Genomic DNA, 15,951 nt, shown 5'->3' with positions numbered 1-15,951 from the left:
GCATGGCTCCCCGGCCCGTCGACGCCCACATATTCTGGCGCGATCCGGCGCTCCCCTTTCTGGAGGCGCGCCAGGTGGCCGACGGGCGCGACGTCTGTTACGGTCTCCACAGTCACTGGACCTTTTCGATCGGCGCGGTCACACATGGCCGCAGCAACTACCGCAATGGGCGCTATCGGCACGACGTGGCGGCCGGCACGGTCGTTCTGATGAACCCCGAAGAGGCGCATGCCTGCAACCCGCTTCAAAACGTGCCCTGGGGCTATCGCATGCTCTATGTGGACGTTTCCTGGCTGACGGAGATGCAGCAGGCGGCAGACTTCACCCCTTATGCTGCCGTGGTGAGCACCGATTCTCACCTCTATCGCAGCCTCAACCGATTGTTCGACGTGCTGTTCGACGCGGAAACCGAGGTACTCGCCAAGGAATGCGCGGCGGCGGCCTTCTTTGGCGATCTCGACAATCGCCTCGAGAGGATCGACGAGCGACTGGCACAGGAAACGCCTCGCCTCGATCGTGCCGCCGCCTTCATCACCGAGCATTGCACGCGCCGCCTGCGGCTCAATGAAATCGCCGACGTCTCGGGCCTGTCCCCGTCCTATCTGGTGCGGGCCTTCAGGTCGCGCTACGGCATGACGCCGCATGCTTACCAGCTCAACCGCCGCATCCAGTTCGGGCAGAGCGAACTGCGTCGTGGCCGGTCCGTCGTTGATGTTGCGCTCTCGGCAGGTTTTGCCGACCAGGCCCATTTCCAGCGGGTCTTCAAGCAGCATGTGGCGGCGACGCCGCGCCAATATGCGCGGCTGCGGAGCGCGCATCCGACCGCCGACGCGCGGCGATGATCAGCTCTCGAAGGCGAGGTAGAGGGCGCTGAGCGCGACGAGCGCCGCCATCGCCCGATTGAAGGCGCGCATTCGCCCTGCATCGTCGAGGTAATGGCGCAGGCGCGCCCCGGCATAGGCCCAGGCGGCGATCGAGGCGTAGCAGACGACGAAGTAGAGCGCCGAAAACAGCCAAATCCGGGCCGTTCCACCGTCCATGCCGAAGGCTCCCATGCCGGCGATCGCGGCGATCCAGGCTTTCGGATTGAGCCATTGCTGCGCGGCACCGGAGAGAAGCGAGGGCGGCCGCCGCACCTTGCCGTCCGAAATGCGTCCGTCGTCCCGCCAGAGCTTCCAGGCGAGATAGACTAGGAAGGCCACGCCGGCCGCGCCGATGATCCTTGTCGCGCCCGGCCATTGCAACAGCAGTTCGGCAAGACCGAGCCCACTCAGCAGCAAAAGCGCTGTGAAGCCGACCGTCGCGCCGGTCACGTGGCCCATGCTGGCGCGAAAGCCATGGCGAAGGCCGGTGGTCAGGGCGACGATGTTGACCGGTCCCGGCGAGATGGAGGCGGCAAGCGCGAAGGAGCCCATCGAAAGATAGTGTGCCAGCGACATGGGTGCCTCTATTTCATCAGCGGCAGGTCGCCGGTCAGCGAGCGGACCAGCTTCTCGGGACCGTGAAGGCAAAGGCCGAGATAGCGCAGGTGATCATGCCGCATTTCGCCGATGCCGTGCTCATAGGCCTGATAGCTCTTGGCGCGCTGCGCCGTCTCGGTCACGTCGATCACAGCCAATCCCGATGTTTCCTGCGATACCGCCCGCCGCCTCAGCTCCCTCAGGCCGTCGACGTTAGACATCAGGATGGGCATGACGATGGTGGTGATCCCTTGATGACAGTTACCGTCGGCATCGTGGACGGCATGGCCGATCAAATCCGGCCGCTCCTTGCCGAGAGTCATGGCCAATATGGCGGCGGTGTTGGCGATCAGGCCTCGGGGCAGGGCGTGGTCGATGATGAATGCGCAGCGTGTCACGGTCTTCCTCAAGCGTGGTCCCAGCCGCCTGGAAGGTATGACAAAGCCAACCGTGGTTATTGAAGGAAATTGCCCTGACGATTTTCCGTCGCGTGCAGGCTCAGCCTGGCTCGCCCGGCGCCGCACCTGCAATTGGGTTTGGCAGGAGACAGGGCCAAGGGACGTCATCGTCCTGAGCACCACATGCTTAAAAGCGCAGCATCATATATATTCAAATTAGCTCTTTTAGTAAACTACGTAAAGTAATGAAATAATAGAGATGCGTGCACGGCTGCGGAGCGTACAAAATTGTCTCACGGACGATCAGCATTACCTAATTTTCGTTATAAGAATGACTGCAGAAAATGCCCAAGTGAGGCGGGTAGTTCTTAAAAAATCTTCCAGCATCTACAATGCCATTTGCCACTGGTGCGAGCGTTTGATAAACCTGCGACGCTTTTGTGACAGTTGCGGGAGGTGACAGCATGGGCATTTTCGACTTCAATCGTCTTTTGCGCACATCGTTTCATCGCAATACGGCTGCCCTGCATGATCCAAAGGCGAGCCAGTTTTCAGACGCCGTACAGAAAGCCAAAAAGCCATTGGTGCCGCAGGGCAATCCTGAGAAAGAGCAGGACGGTCGCGTCGATCACAAGATCAAGAGGGACGAAACGCTTACGGGTATTGCGCCGCTCTACGAGCAGAGCATCCCCGATATCCTGCTGACGAATCCAGCCATCCGTAACCCGGACGTCATTAGCGAAGGCGAGTCGTTGCGGATATTGAGTGAAGAGCGGCGCACGAGCCTTGAGACCATCAAGGATCTGCATGCGGACATCGACAAGGCTTCGAGCCCGGCTGATAAAGACGAGAAGACCAAGGCGCTGACGCTCGCGATCGAGACGGACCTTCAATCGGCCGGCAAGAACCAGGCCTACACGCCCGAGAAGCTCAAGGCCTCCCTCGATCAACGAGAGGCGGACCTCATTGCGCTCGGCCCTGACACGGACGCATACAAGAAGCTCGTGCAGGGCGAGCGGAAATCTGTGGAGACTAATCTGAATGCTGTTTTCGAGCCGATCAGCAAGCTGGTGACGGCAGCGCAGCAAAACCCTGCAGAATGGCAGAAGGTCCAAACCGAACTTACCGGTCAGTTCGAAAAACTTGCCAAGAATGCACCCGATGGCGGCGAAGCTGCGATCAACAGTGCCCGGGAAACGTTGAAAGCCTTTGGTCCGACGGACAAGGGCTTTCTCGAGGCGCTCGATGCCAGCGGACGAGAGGTTCTGGTCAACCGACCGGCCAAACGTGTGCAGGATGCTTTCCGCGAAGGCAAGAACGATTTCAAGGGCTTCGATGGCGAGGACGCCACACAGTTCAAGAAAGAGGACGGTGCGGCCCGAGCTGCCAAGGTGCTCGACGAAGTGACCAAGAACGTCACCGACGAAACGGCGGTTCTGATTGTCCAGCAAGCAAATCAACCGACCGAGGCGTTTGGGACGAAGGACACAAAGGTGCTGGATGTCATCCAGCAGACGATCGGTCAGCAAACGGCGATCAATTCAGGTGCACTTCCCGACAGTCTGGCCGGCCGCTACGTTAACCAGGAAGTCAACCTGTCGCGGAACATGGCGCAGCACGATACGATCGCGCATTATTCCGAAGCCCTCGGTAGGATCTCGAAGGCTCCTGGCGGCGCCAAGATCATCGATGACAGCGCAAAGTCGATTGCCAAAGCCGTAAAGGACACGACCGACAAGACGTTTTCGGATTGGGAAGCCAAGCTTCCCGAAAAGGCAAGAACCTTCTCGCTCGAAGACAAGAAGAAGATCGGCAAGGAAATCGGTATTCCCTACCCGGAGATCAAACCTGCGGACCCGCAGGCCGCTGGCGACCCATTCCGCAAGGCCATCGCGGGCGGCAACGACCCGACCTTGAGTCTCGCGGTGGTCAAGGAGCTCAACAAATCCGGCAATCTCAGCGGCGCCAATGCCGTCTTCGATGCTGTGATCAAAGGCACGGATGACCTGACCAAGAACAGTCAGAATGCCGTTGGCGAATTCGCCAAGGATCACCTCGTTGTCGCCAATGACTGGAAATCGTCGCTCTCTGCCAAGCAGTTGACCGATGGGCTCGACGATTCGATTGCCAATAACAGGGGCAGCAAAGACAAGATGGACGACCAGGGTGCGCGGATATTCCGCACCCTCAGTGCGCTCCACGAGGCCGAAGGGAGTCTGAAAGACCTGAAAGGGCTCGATGGCTTCAATCGCTACAAGCAGGCCACCAACCATCTGGAACAGGACGAGAAAAGTCGGTTCGCGGTGAGCAATAGCGAACAGGCCTGGACGGAAATGGGCAAGGCTTACATCGAGGCAACCGCGAAGCCAGAGACTGAAGCGGTTCCCGCCGCCCCCACCTTGTACTGGTCCGGTCGGGCTATCATCGGCATGCACAGAACAGTGGCTGCCTATGAGGCCCTTGGCGGCAACAAGGCCTACAAGCCACCGACTCCAGGCAGCATCGAAACGGCTAAGCGCATGAGTCCCGGTCAGTACGATCCGAAGCTGGCACAAAGCGCATCCCTGCTTCTCCACGGGCCCAACGCCTCAACCGACCCGAAGGCGCGCAAGGCTGCAATCGAAAGTCTCAGCAAGGCGTTCGATGGATCGAAATTCGATCCCCGCGCCGGCATAACCACGACGTCCGGCTTCGGCAAGGGATTGGCCGCGGTTCAGGGTCTCCTCTATCTGGGGAGCGCGAAGGACAATTTCGCCACACCTGGCCTCCTCACCCAGTCGTTCGGCGTCTGGCTGACGGCCGGGATCGCGCAGGAGGCAGCTCAACTGTCCGCCGGCGGCGTTCGTTCGCTGATCGAACGTGGCACCGTCGCAAAGGGCGGCTTCCTCGACCGGGCCACGCGATTTGCCGAAGTCGGCGGCACCTCGAAGTGGGGATGGTTCTCTAAGTATTTTGACCGCGCCGGCGGAGCGTTGATGGTTGCCTATACTCTCGATTATGCGGCGAAGGGCAAATGGGCAAACTCGGCATTCGCTGCGACAACCACCGTCGGAACGTTCCTCTCGCTGATGAAGTCACCGAAGGCCGGTTTGTGGGGGGCTGGCCTCGCGGCTGTCGGCATCATCGGCGAGGCTATCTATAACGATTACCGCAGAAGCAAGATCGCAAGTTACTACGAAGGCCCGACCGAGAAATTCCTCATTAAGGCCGGATTCGAACAGGAAGCGGCGAAGTTACTTTCCAATCACGACGAGGATGGAAACAGTGTCGGTTCCGTCATCGAGCCTCTCGCCAAGGAACTGGGAATGACGCCCGAGGCCCTTACCGAAAGTCTGCGAGCGACCAAGGACATGGCGAAGCTAAGAGAATTCGTGGCGGGCGTTCACGAAACCAAACCGGATAAAAATGGTACCTATCCGACGACGGCTCCCAAGCGGCTGGAGAATTTGGAGTTGCCCGATGGCGAAACGATTTACCGGGATCCATCACTTGGTCGCCCCCGCACTATTCCGGAATTGGCCGAATGGACTCGCGAAAATCTCGTTCTGACGAGTTGATGCTTTTTGTATTTGCAGTGACCGCCATATTGTCCCAAGGGGCGCCGTCCAGCCTGACGGCGCCCCTCGATCCAAAGAAACGAGACTTCAGGCCACCGGAATTCCAATTCCCAATTCTGCGAGGACCACATCGATCTGTTTTGCCGACGCAGGAGCGGCATCGCCGTTTCTGATTTTGTCGGCGAGGCTCGGTATATAGACCTGCCCGCTGACATAGCGCTCGTTCAGACGTGTCGTGTCCGTGTAGCTTTCGTCCGAACCGGCGCTCGCAGCCAATTTCGCCCGGTCGCCGCCGAACGCATCGAGCGTATGGTGCAGATTGTCGCGCAACGTCTCCAGCCCTTCCTTCGGAAGGCCGTTCAGCCAGTCGATGAACTGCTGGCGGTCGGCCGGCTGGTCGAGACGATAGCCCTTGAGTTCCGCGTATCTGGCGAGGATCGGCACCGGGCTATGGCCATCGCCGCTCTGGTCGACGAGCGCGCCGGCGGCGGTTTCGTTGAGGTCGGAATGGGCGAGGAAACGCTTTGAGGTGTCGGTCATGTATTTGTTCGAATCGCGCGTGTTGGTAACGATCATCTGGCCGATCACCGCGGCGCCGACGATGACGAGCCCGGCCGGGCCGAACATCGTACCGGTTCCGAGCGCCGCCATGATGGTTCCACCCGCCGCCGCGGCCGAAAGGCTGGCCATCAGCGGGTCGCCGGCCTTGAAGTAGTCGAAGGCGACCCAGGCATCGAAGCCGCCGCTCAGCGCGCCGAGAAACTTGACGGCCGGCCGGCTGCTGCTGCCGAAATGCTTGACGGCGGCGGAGTCGGCGTTGAGGTGGTCCATTCCGCCGAGTATCTCCACCGTTCGCTGGCCGAGCCCGACCGCATCGATCACCACTTTCAGATTGTTTCTGAGCGTGGGGTTGTTCTGCGCCACGGTCGCCGAATTTGAAATGCTCGCTCCGGTGGCCGCAACGCCGATCAGGCGGAGCATCTGACCCGGTCCGGTCGTGTTGGCGAAGGACCTGACGCCGCTAGAACTCTTGAGATCGTTCAGATCGCCGTTGATGGTGGCCATCTTTGCTCGGGATTGCTCGACCGTCTCGCCCGGTTCGGGCAAGGACTTGCCGACTGCGTCGATCGCCCGATCCATGTCGGCCTTGGGAATGCCGAGCATCTGCGAGAGTTTGCCGTCCTTAAGCTCCTCTAGGCTGGCCCTGGCTTTGCCGAGGGCTGCCGGGCCGCCGGACTGCAGCTCGGTGAACGACGGCAGGACCTTGTGGCGGATGATCTGGGTTGTTGCCTCTTCGGCGAGCTTTCTGCCCCGGTCGGTCAGGCGGGCTTGGTAGCCCATCAGGTTCAGAACGGCCGGATTGTCTATGAGTGCTGGATCCTTCTTCATGGCGATCTCGATGGCCATCGCAGTCTTTTCGTCCGACAGGATCTTGCCGATCTCGTCGTTGACGGCTTGCTGCTGTGAGGCCAGTTCCGGCGGTAGATTGCCGAGCGCCGTCAGTTGATGCAGCAATTTTTCGCCGCTCGCGGCGATGTTGTCTTCCAGGCGCTGCTCCGTTTTGGCCCATTCTGGGCCTTTTTCCTTCTTGTAGTCTTCGACCGCCTTGGTGAGCTGCTCGCGGGTCATTGTCCCTCCGTGGTTGGAAACCAGCCACTGAAGCTCCTGCATATGCGCCGAATAGGCGATGACGTCCTGGTTGACCTTGGCCGAGGCATATTGCTTGACGTTTGGAACGATGTTCTCGACGACGAAGTCGGGTGAGGCCGCCGCACTCTTGGCGCCGACAGCGATCGGATAGTCGAGGCGGGAGCCGTTGCTGATCGCCACAGGGACGGAGTTCGGGTGGTAGCCACCGATCTCGGCAAAGCGCTCGACGATCTGATCGGCACCCGGACTGTCGCCGATGCGGTCGATGATCGCCATCATGTTCGCCTGGGCGTTCATTCCGATCAGATCGCCGCCGATCTTTTCCTGCTTCCTCGTGTTTGCGGCTTCGATGGTCGGCATGGCAGAGGAAACGAGATCCACGGCCAGTCGCGGATCGGCGCCGGCCGTCAGCCGCTCGAGATTGCTCATCGTCGTCGCGGCATCGCCCTGATCGCTCAAAGCCTGCTCTGGCTGATAATCGGCGAGCGGCTTCGATGCCCAGTTCGCAGCCTTGTCGATTAGGGCCTTCGCATCTTCGGAGCCCAGGAGGACGAGCTGGACCTCCGGCGTTGCCGACCTGTAGGCCGAAGCGAGCTTGCGGAACGCCTCGTCTGGCCCGCCGGCGGCGTTCGCGTTGTCGATAATGCCGCGTGCCTTGGCTTCAAGGTCGACACCGGCGTGGATCGACGGCCGCAAGCTGACATTCAGCGCCTTTGCAGCGTCTTCAATTGCCTTTTGCGCCGGCGCCGCATCGGTCCAGTCACGGTCATAGAGGCGCTGCAGCGTCTCGGATCGCTCCTTCTCCGGTAGCTTCTCGATATAGCTTCTGACGTCCTTGGTGATCTCGCCCGTTTCCGCCTGATAGTCTATCTTCGGGTCGTCGGAATATTGGATGCGGTTGCCTCGATCATAGATCCCGTCCGCTATCACCGAATCTTCGTCCGTCTTCAGACCGCGCTCCTCGATCGCCGCCTTGACGGCATTGCCGGCGGGACCTGCATCCAGCCAATCGCTGTTGATCAGCCTGAGGGCTGCGGCCTGTCGCTCCGCCTTGGGCAGGTTGTCGAGATAGGCTCGGACGTTGCGCTGCATGTCCTTGCCTTCGGCGGCATAGTCGATCTTCGAAGGGTCGTCGGCATAGGCGAGCTTGTTGCCGCGGCCATAGAGATCATCGATGAACGCAGCCTCGCCCTTGGGCACGCCCTTGCCGTCCACCGGGCCTTGCGCGACAAGCACGGGCGAGGCGAGCGGCACGATCACCACGTCATTGGGGTCGATCGCCGCCGAGTTCGCCGTCAGCTTGATGCGGTTGGCGGCCATGAGGTCGTCCAGGCTGACATGGTTCTCCTCAGCGATCTCCGAAAGACTGTCGCCCTTCTCGACGACGATCGCCTTCTCGGTAAGAGGATCGATCGTCCTCGGCCCACCGGCCTCGGCCCGCTCGCGCACGGCCTGGTTGATCTGCTCAATGAAGAAGCGCCGCTGCTCTTCGGAGACGGACGTTGCGCGACCGCCGTTTGCGTCGTAGCGGTTCTTGCCGTCGATATCGATGCGATAGGACATGGGCGGGGTCTCCTCGGCTCTATGCGGCGCGCGAGAGGTGCACATCCGGCGAATGGCGCGGAAAGCGAAGAATGGTCTCTGAAATCAAGACGCTGGTCGGTTGCGCGCCAGCGCGCGCGGGCCACTATGGCGGGCCTGCTTAATGGTTTGATGACAGGGACTGGATTTTGTGGGCCGGCGCGAAGCCTTATTCAGGCGTCGTCCCGAGGAGGCCGCGCAGCATTGCCGGGGCCTCTTTCAGGATGGCGAGCTCCGCAACCATGTATTGCAGGAGATAGTTGAGATAGAGCACGATCAGGATCGCGAAGAGCAGGTTCTTGATCGCCAGCGACAGATCGAAGACATGCAACTGGGGCGACATGCGTGACAGGTATGCAAGCATCAGATCGGCAATGAGCAGAGCGAGCACGATCGGCGCAATCAGGAGAACGCCGATTTGCATGACCCGGTCCAGAATGGCGAGCACGGCCTCGGCTGCGCCGAAACCGAGGCTTGGTGCGAAACTAGTGACAGGCCAGACCTCGTAGCTTCGGTAATAGGTTTCGGCGAGCAGGGAAAAGCCGCCTGACTTGAAGAATAGGGCGACCAGCGTCAGAACGAAGAAAGTTCCGGCGATGCTGGTTTCCGTCGCCTGCAGCGGATCGACGAGCTGCGCCGATGTCGAGCCGCGTTGCAGGTCGACGAGATCGCCGGCGACTTCCGCGGCCCAGAACGGAATGCCGAGCACCACGCCGATGATGAGCCCGAGAATGATTTCCTTTAGGATCAGGCCGGTCATCACCAGGGTCGAGAAGCTCTGCCCCTCCGCGAGCGTCGCCGTGAAGCTCGGTATCAGCGGCAGGGCGATGGCGATGGCCACGCCCGAGCGGATCAGTCCGGTAAGCCCGAGCCGCACGAAAGCCGGGGTGATGACGATCATGCCGAGGGCGCGAGCCATCGCGATCGCGGTGCCGGCGAGCACTGGGTAGACGACGTCGAACAGCGAGGACGTGGCGGAGAGGAAGTCCACGCCGCTCCCCTATCGCGTCAAGGCCGGAAAGATGTCGAGCGTGTTGCTGGCGAAATTGGCGACCTGGACGGCAAGCACCGGTCCGAGAACGACCAGGGCCAGCATCACGGCGACCAGCTTGACGGCCTGCGGGAGCGTCTGGTCCTGGATCTGGGTCAGCGCCTGGATGAGACCGACGCTGACGCCGATGACGATCGCGATGGCAAGCGCCGGGGCCGAGGCGATCAGCACGGTCAGCATCGCTTTCTGCATCTGGGCGAGGAAGGCGGTTTGATCCATCGACGCTACCCGTAGCTCAGGATTAGGCCGTGCATCAGCCGCGACCAGCCGTTGACCGCGACGAAGAGGAATATCTTCAGCGGAATGGAGATCAGCGTCGGCGAGACCATCATCATCCCCATTGCCATCAGCACGGTCGAGACGATGAGATCGATCACCAGGAACGGCAGGTAGAGCAGGAAGCCGATCTCGAAGGCGCGGGTCAGCTCCGAACTGACGAAGGCGGGAACGAGAATTAGCAGGCTGTCGGTCTTCACCGAGGCTCTCGCTTCCTCCGACCAGATGCGCTCGGTTGCCTGCAGGAAGAACTGGCGCTCGTTCTCATCCGTGTAGCGGGTAAGGTGCGCCTGCAGCGGCGCCCTGAGCTGATCGGCCGCCCGCACCATGCTGTCCATCGATTGCACGTCGACCTGTTCGCTCGAGAGCGTCCGGTACATTTCACCGACGAGCGGCGTCGTCACATAGACGGTGAGGATCAGCGCCACGCCATAAAGCACCAGATTGGGCGGCGATTGCTGGATGCCGAGCGCGTTGCGGATCAGAAACAGGACGATCGAGATTTTCAGGAACCCGGTCATCGTCACCACGGCGAGCGGGATGAGCCCGATCGTCGAGACGATGATGATGATCGGGATGAGATTGGTGGTCGTCTCACCCATCGGTCGAAAGCCGCACCACGCGCACGCCGAGGCCCTCGCCGATCCTGATCAACTCACCCTTCCCGACCAGCCGCCCGTTCGCCAGGATATTGACGGGGCTTGAAAGGCTCGGGCTGGCTTGAAGCACCGTTCCCTCGCCCATCCTGGCGATTTCCTTCAGCGGGAATTCGGCGCGGCCGATCTCGAAGACGAGCTCGATCGGCAGATCTGCGAGCGGTTCGAGCTCTTCGGACGAAGGCGTTTCCTGCTTTGACATGGCGGAGAATTCCCAACTTGTTTTCAGTGGCTGCCAGCCGGAGGCGAAGGCGAGGCCGGCTTCGCTCCGGCGCAGAGGCGCGATGAGGTGGTTGCCAAGAACGGCGAACGGCTCGTCCGCTTGCTCGCACATGACGATGTCGCCGGGGCGAAGGCTCTTGAACTCGCGGAGGGTCAGTTGCTGGCCGCCGGCGCGGAGCTGGATCGGCTGGACGAGATTATCAGTGAACTCGTTCAAAAAACTCGTCCTGGTGCCGAAGGCCTTTCCGATCTTCGACGCCGCCGCGGCGCTCAAATGCAATTCGGCAGGGAGCGGAAAATCGCCGCTATCGATCGTCCAGGGGAGCTTGATCGCATAGTCGGCCGCCTCGTCCGGCGGCTCCAGGCGCAACGGTTCTCCGATGCGCTTGTCCAGTTCCTCGAGCACGGGGGCGAGAGCCTCCTCGAGGAGGATGTTGCGTTGCAGGGCGGTGAAGTTGACGAGGCTTCCCCTTACTCCGAGGTGCGCTGAAAGCCGGTCGAGCGCGGATGCGGGAATCAGCCATCGGCCCGGCGAGGCGCCGATCAGGAACGCCAGCTGGACCGGATCCATCACGCGCCGCGTACTGTCGCCGGGTTCGAGGTCAATATGGACCGACGGCAGCGAGAGCCGGAAGGCGCCCCGGATGCTCAACAGCATGTTGGTGAGGTCGATTTGTGCCGCGGCGACCTCCGGCAGCCAGGAGGGATCCTCCGTGAGCGAGCGGATATCCGCGGCGGGCGGGGTCTGGGTCGACAGCCTCATCGTCTACCGCTTTCTGCCCTTTGGACGGATCGCCTCTTCGTCCTCGATCTCGTTGATGAGGTCGGCGCGCTTCGTCGCCTTCCGTTGTTTCTCCTCGGCAAGGATCTGAATGCGGTCGTGCAGTTTTTGTTTCCGTCGATATTCGGCGGCGAGTTCTTCCCTTTTTCGGCTTTCCCGCCTTTCGTGGCGCTCCGCGCCGTGAATGCGTTCCTCCAGATCACGGGCGCGGTGATCCAGGTCGGACAGCGCGCCCCGATATCGTCCGAGGTCGCGATGATCGAGGGTCCCTTGAGCGAGATTGGAATAGAGGGCCTGCTCTTCCCGCCTGCGCTGTTCATCGTGGGCAAGGTTTTCAGCCTTTGCCGCTTCCAGCGCTCGGACGGTTTGATCATGACGATTGTGCTGGCGCTGGGCCTGCTCCTCCGCCCGCCGCATCCGCATCGCCCTCAATTCGACAAGCTGCCGCAAATCGCCTTTCCGGGTCACGCAGCCAACCTCTTCAATTGCTCGACGGTCGCCTCCAGCGGCGAGAACGCGTCACTCTCCTGTCGCAGAAAAGCGTCGATGGCGTCGCGCTTGTCGATCGCTTCATCCGAAAGGGCGTCTGCGCCGCGTTCGTATTCGCCGACCCGCAGCAAAAGTTCGATCTCTTCGAAACGGGCAAGCAGCGTACGAATGCGGGCCGCATCGTCCCGATGCGTCCTGCTGGCGATGGTTTCCATCAGGCGGCTGCGGCTTTTCAAGATATCGATGGCCGGGAAGAAGTTGCGCTCGGCGAGATCGGAACTCAACATGATGTGCCCGTCGAGAATGGCCTTCGTCTCCTCCGCAACCGGGTCCAGCGTGCCGTCGCCCTCGGTCAATACCGTGTAGAGGGCGGTGATCGAGCCGCCTTGCCCCGGACCGGCGCGCTCCAAGAGGCGCGGGAGGGCGGCGAAGAGCGACGGCGGATAGCCGCGGCGCGTCGGCGGCTCGCCGGCCGCCAGGCCGATCTCTCGCTGGGCACGGGCGAAACGGGTGACGCTGTCCATCAGCAGCAGGACGTCGCGGCGCTGATCGCGGAAATATTCGGCGATCGCCGTCGCGGCATAGGCGGCCTTCACCCGCTCGATCGCCGGGCGGTCGGAGGTCGCAACCACGACGACAGAGCGACGGCGCCCCTCTTCGCCGAGCTGTCCCTCGATGAATTCCCGCACCTCGCGGCCACGCTCACCGATGAGACCGATGATGATGACGTCGGCCTTGGTGCCGCGGACGATAGCGGAAAGCAGCGAGGATTTGCCGACGCCCGGCTCGCCGAAGATGCCGACGCGTTGGCCGCGCGCCACCGTCAGCAACCCGTCGATCGCCCGAATGCCGAGTTGCAGCGGTTCGGTGATCAGGTCACGGTGAAGGGCGGGGGGCGGCGGCCGGTGCGTCGGATAATAGGTGTCAGTGACGAGCGGGAGCGTCCGGTCGCCGGAGAAATCGAGAAATTCGCCCAAGGGGTTCAGGACCCGGCCGAGGAGGTCGTCGCAAACCGGGATCTGCAGGGTTTTCCCGGTGGCGATGACCTCGGCGCGTGTCGACATGCCGTCGAGATCGCCGATCGGCGTCAGCACGGCCTCCTCGTCCTCGAAGCCGACGACCTCCGCCGGTACCGTCGCGCCCGAAACCGGGTCCCTCAGATGGCAGAGTTCGCCGATCCGCACCATCGGTGCAGTCGCGTGGACGATGATGCCGGTTATCCGGCGAACACGGCCATGCACGGGCCGTGTTTCGCTGCCGAGCGCCCGCTCTCGCAGCCGCCGGATGAGGTCGCCCGAATCGGTCAGGAGATGCTTGTTCATGCGGCGGAGTCCGAGCGACTGGGCTGGGCGCCGAGCAGCGCTTCGCGTATCACCGAGAGCTGCGTGTCAAGGCCCGCATCGACGACGGCCACGGCGTTGGCGAGCACGCATTTGTTCGCATCCAGTCGAGGATCGGGGAGAACGGCTATCTTCAGCGTGCCGTTGTTGCTGTGCTGATGCACGAACTCGGCGACGCGTTCGGCAAGCACGGGGGCAACGGTAATCGTGACGTCGCGCTCATGCTGGAACGATTGCAGCGCCTGCTGCGCCAGCCTGGCGACGAGCTCGGCCTGATCGAATCGGCCAAGCAGTTTCTCAATGACCGCCAGGCTGAGCTCGGCAATCTGCCGGTCCAACCCGGCCATGTAGGCGTTGACTGCGGCGGTGGTCCTCAGAAGCAGCGCTGCCGCCTGGCGTTCGCCCTCGACCCGCCCGGCTTCGTAGCCCTCCCTCCTGCTTTTCTCGACGAGGTCACGCACCCCAGCGAGCTGCCGGTCCGCTGCGGCCTTCGCCGCCTCCAGGAAGGCAAAGCCTTCGAGCCACTGCTCTGCTTCGGCTTGCCGGAGTATTTTTTTAGTGGGGCTCGAAGGGATGTCGTTCATTGGACCTGCCTCAACGCCGCGCCGACATTCTTGTCCCGCACGAGACGCCTGACTATCGCCGCGCCGCGCTCCGCATCGGTCGGCGCGGGAAAAGCGATATCTTCATCGATCTCGTCTCTCAGCCGCAGCCACGCCGCCAGCGGCTCCGGCAGCGAGACTTTCCAGCTCGCCCAGCATTTCCGGCCGTCGGTTTCGATCGCCTGCACCAAGAGATCGAGGTCGCCGGGTGTCAAATGGCCGGAGGCCAGATCGCGGTTGTGGACGGCGAGCTGAAAGGCGAGGTCGCCGATCCGCGACTTCATCTCGGCAACCGCGCGATTGCGGATCTCGCCGGCCAGCACATGGCCCCAGAACACGGCACCCGCCAGACGGCTGCATTGCTTTATCTGCTCGGGCGACAGTTCGAGGAGCTCGAGATCCTCCTCTGCCGGGCGTTGACAGGAGCCGGCTTCCGGAAGCCGGTATTTTTCGGTGAGCAAGCGCGCGAGCGGCCGCTGCACCCGGCCGGATTGCTGCAGCCTCGCCGCGGCTTCGAGGGAGATCGCCTCGTCATAGGCATGAACGATATGGCGCGGGTGAACGAGGCGGGCCGGAGCCGTCTGGAAAATCGCCCAAACGCTTTCCGGATCGGCGTCCGCCAAACCCTCTGCCAGCGAAGGACCCGTCATTTCGCCGGGCCATAGGGTTGCAGCGGATAGACCTTCCGGCGCCGGCTCTGCTTTCGCCATGCCAGATAGCCGAGGCAGCCGATCGCCGCGAGCAGGCCGGCGAGGAGACAGCCGAAGATCAACCGGGCCTTGGCGACGCTCGCCGGCAGCATCCAGATCCCGAGGAAGGACGTCAGCTCGGCAGCGGCAACGGGCTCGCTCGTCCGCTGGCTGGCGACGGGCACGACCGAGACCTTCTCGTAAGTAAGGCCCGATATGCTGTTGGCGACCAATGTCTTGATCCGCGGGATCAGCGGATTGACGTCGAGCTCCGCTTCGTGCCGGATGAATACGGAGGCGGAAGCGGGAATTGCGTTGCGCTGCAGCGGGTCATTGTCGGGCAGGACGACGTGGACACGGGCCGACAGGACGCCGTCGATTTCGGAAACGGTGCGGGAAAGCTCTTCGCTGAGCGCATAGATCATCTGCGCGCGTTCCTGCACTGGCGAGGCGACAAGGCCCTCCTGCCGGAACACTGTGCCGAGTGTGGCAAATTTTTCCTTGGGCAGTCCCGCCATGTTGAGCACGGTCACGGCCTGCGAGAATTGATCCTCATCAACCGTAACCGTCAGCTTACCGTCCTTCTGCACGACACGGCCCGCGGCAATTCCCTTCGCGAGCAGCGTCGCGACCATTTCATTCGCCTCGCGCTCATCGAGGTTGGTGTAGAGGTCGACGCTGCAGGCTTGCAGCGTCAGAACCATAAATGCGAGCACCAGTCCGCGCGCAATTGCCGGGGAACGCAGCAAGATCTTCATTGACCTTTGGTGAGCGTCATCGTCGCGCTGGTGAATTGCGTCGGAGCGCGGACGACCATCTGCGTCTCGATCGCATGGTCGAAGATCCTGCCCAAGGCTTCCACCAGCCGCCCGGCCTCGCTGTCCGGCGTACGTGTGAGATTCGCTTCCGCGTTAGCCGCGTTCGGCACAAAAGACGGCGATGTCGGCGATTGGCCAGGTTCGGCGGAAAGCCCGGTCCTGCTGGCGAATTTTCCGGCGCGTTCGACGAAACCTTCGAGTTTGTCGATGATCGTCCGGCCGAGATCCGCCGGGCTCGCACCGTGCGGCAGCGTATTGGCGTTCAGCGCGGAATGCTCGAACAGGTTCTGCGAAGCGAGCGGGACCGACTCCTGCGGAGCAGGGGACATTGGAAGCGTGGCAGTCTCCACTGTCGGGACAACCGTCATGATTGCGTCTCCT

Annotated in this window: 15 protein-coding genes; 2 read left to right on the top strand and 13 right to left on the bottom strand. The window is 62.1% G+C overall.

Translation table 11 applies throughout. The features are described from left to right. The first annotated feature begins 2 nt into the window (after window positions 1-2). Window positions 3-842 carry a helix-turn-helix transcriptional regulator gene (locus USDA257_RS10485; RefSeq protein WP_014762923.1) on the top strand — a complete coding sequence of 280 codons (840 nt, stop codon included), beginning with the start codon at window positions 3-5 and terminating at the stop codon, window positions 840-842. Here the strand turns inward: USDA257_RS10485 and USDA257_RS10480 are convergent, their stop codons facing one another. Further along, on the bottom strand, window positions 843-1,439 hold the full coding sequence (locus tag USDA257_RS10480) for a LysE family translocator (RefSeq protein ID WP_014762922.1): 597 nt from the start codon (window positions 1,437-1,439) through the stop codon (window positions 843-845). Between the two features lie 8 nt (window positions 1,440-1,447). Next, window positions 1,448-1,858, bottom strand: a complete 411-nt coding sequence (locus USDA257_RS10475) for a DUF2000 domain-containing protein (protein ID WP_041414069.1) — start codon at window positions 1,856-1,858, stop codon at window positions 1,448-1,450. 464 nt (window positions 1,859-2,322) lie between these two features. Between USDA257_RS10475 and USDA257_RS10470 the strand changes: the two genes are divergently transcribed. Next, window positions 2,323-5,415: a LysM peptidoglycan-binding domain-containing protein gene (locus USDA257_RS10470; RefSeq protein WP_014762920.1), complete on the top strand. Its 3,093-nt coding sequence runs from the start codon at window positions 2,323-2,325 to the stop codon at window positions 5,413-5,415. A gap of 87 nt (window positions 5,416-5,502) precedes the next feature. Here USDA257_RS10470 and USDA257_RS10465 read toward each other — a convergent pair whose 3' ends face one another. The 11 genes from USDA257_RS10465 to USDA257_RS10415 form a co-directional block, all read right to left on the bottom strand. Then, window positions 5,503-8,628 (bottom strand): LysM peptidoglycan-binding domain-containing protein, encoded by a 3,126-nt coding sequence (locus tag USDA257_RS10465; RefSeq protein WP_014762919.1) that lies wholly within the window; start codon window positions 8,626-8,628, stop codon window positions 5,503-5,505. Window positions 8,629-8,815: 187 nt separating this feature from the next. After that, a complete protein-coding gene (gene sctT / locus USDA257_RS10460; protein WP_014762918.1) occupies window positions 8,816-9,637 on the bottom strand; it encodes a type III secretion system export apparatus subunit SctT in 822 nt (273 codons plus the stop codon). Window positions 9,638-9,646: 9 nt separating this feature from the next. Beyond that, window positions 9,647-9,916 (bottom strand): EscS/YscS/HrcS family type III secretion system export apparatus protein, encoded by a 270-nt coding sequence (locus USDA257_RS10455; RefSeq protein WP_014762917.1) that lies wholly within the window; start codon window positions 9,914-9,916, stop codon window positions 9,647-9,649. 5 nt (window positions 9,917-9,921) lie between these two features. Then, complete coding sequence (gene sctR, locus USDA257_RS10450; RefSeq protein WP_014762916.1) at window positions 9,922-10,575, bottom strand: type III secretion system export apparatus subunit SctR; 654 nt, start codon at window positions 10,573-10,575, stop codon at window positions 9,922-9,924. Further along, window positions 10,568-11,614: a type III secretion system cytoplasmic ring protein SctQ gene (gene sctQ / locus USDA257_RS10445; protein ID WP_014762915.1), complete on the bottom strand. Its 1,047-nt coding sequence runs from the start codon at window positions 11,612-11,614 to the stop codon at window positions 10,568-10,570. Before sctQ ends, sctR begins: the two co-directional genes overlap by 8 nt. Window positions 11,615-11,617: 3 nt before the next feature. Further along, a complete protein-coding gene (locus tag USDA257_RS10440) occupies window positions 11,618-12,100 on the bottom strand; it encodes a YscO family type III secretion system apparatus protein (protein WP_014762914.1) in 483 nt (160 codons plus the stop codon). Next, the gene (locus USDA257_RS10435; protein WP_014762913.1) at window positions 12,097-13,443 is read right to left on the bottom strand and encodes a FliI/YscN family ATPase; all 1,347 of its coding nucleotides are present in this window, start codon (window positions 13,441-13,443) and stop codon (window positions 12,097-12,099) included. The genes USDA257_RS10440 and USDA257_RS10435 overlap by 4 nt, the downstream gene beginning before the upstream one ends. Beyond that, the gene (gene sctL, locus USDA257_RS10430; protein ID WP_014762912.1) at window positions 13,440-14,045 is read right to left on the bottom strand and encodes a type III secretion system stator protein SctL; all 606 of its coding nucleotides are present in this window, start codon (window positions 14,043-14,045) and stop codon (window positions 13,440-13,442) included. Before sctL ends, USDA257_RS10435 begins: the two co-directional genes overlap by 4 nt. Continuing rightward, complete coding sequence (locus USDA257_RS10425) at window positions 14,042-14,713, bottom strand: hypothetical protein (RefSeq protein WP_014762911.1); 672 nt, start codon at window positions 14,711-14,713, stop codon at window positions 14,042-14,044. The genes sctL and USDA257_RS10425 overlap by 4 nt, the downstream gene beginning before the upstream one ends. Next, the gene (gene sctJ / locus USDA257_RS10420; protein ID WP_014762910.1) at window positions 14,710-15,510 is read right to left on the bottom strand and encodes a type III secretion system inner membrane ring lipoprotein SctJ; all 801 of its coding nucleotides are present in this window, start codon (window positions 15,508-15,510) and stop codon (window positions 14,710-14,712) included. Before sctJ ends, USDA257_RS10425 begins: the two co-directional genes overlap by 4 nt. After that, complete coding sequence (locus USDA257_RS10415) at window positions 15,507-15,938, bottom strand: hypothetical protein (RefSeq protein WP_014762909.1); 432 nt, start codon at window positions 15,936-15,938, stop codon at window positions 15,507-15,509. The genes sctJ and USDA257_RS10415 overlap by 4 nt, the downstream gene beginning before the upstream one ends. Window positions 15,939-15,951 lie beyond the last annotated feature (13 nt).

Origin of the sequence: Sinorhizobium fredii USDA 257, assembly GCF_000265205.3 — a bacterium.
GTDB classification, from domain to species: Bacteria; Pseudomonadota; Alphaproteobacteria; order Rhizobiales; family Rhizobiaceae; genus Sinorhizobium; species Sinorhizobium fredii_B.
Note: the sequence above shows the minus strand (reverse complement) of the source record. Positions and strands in the feature narration are given on the sequence as shown.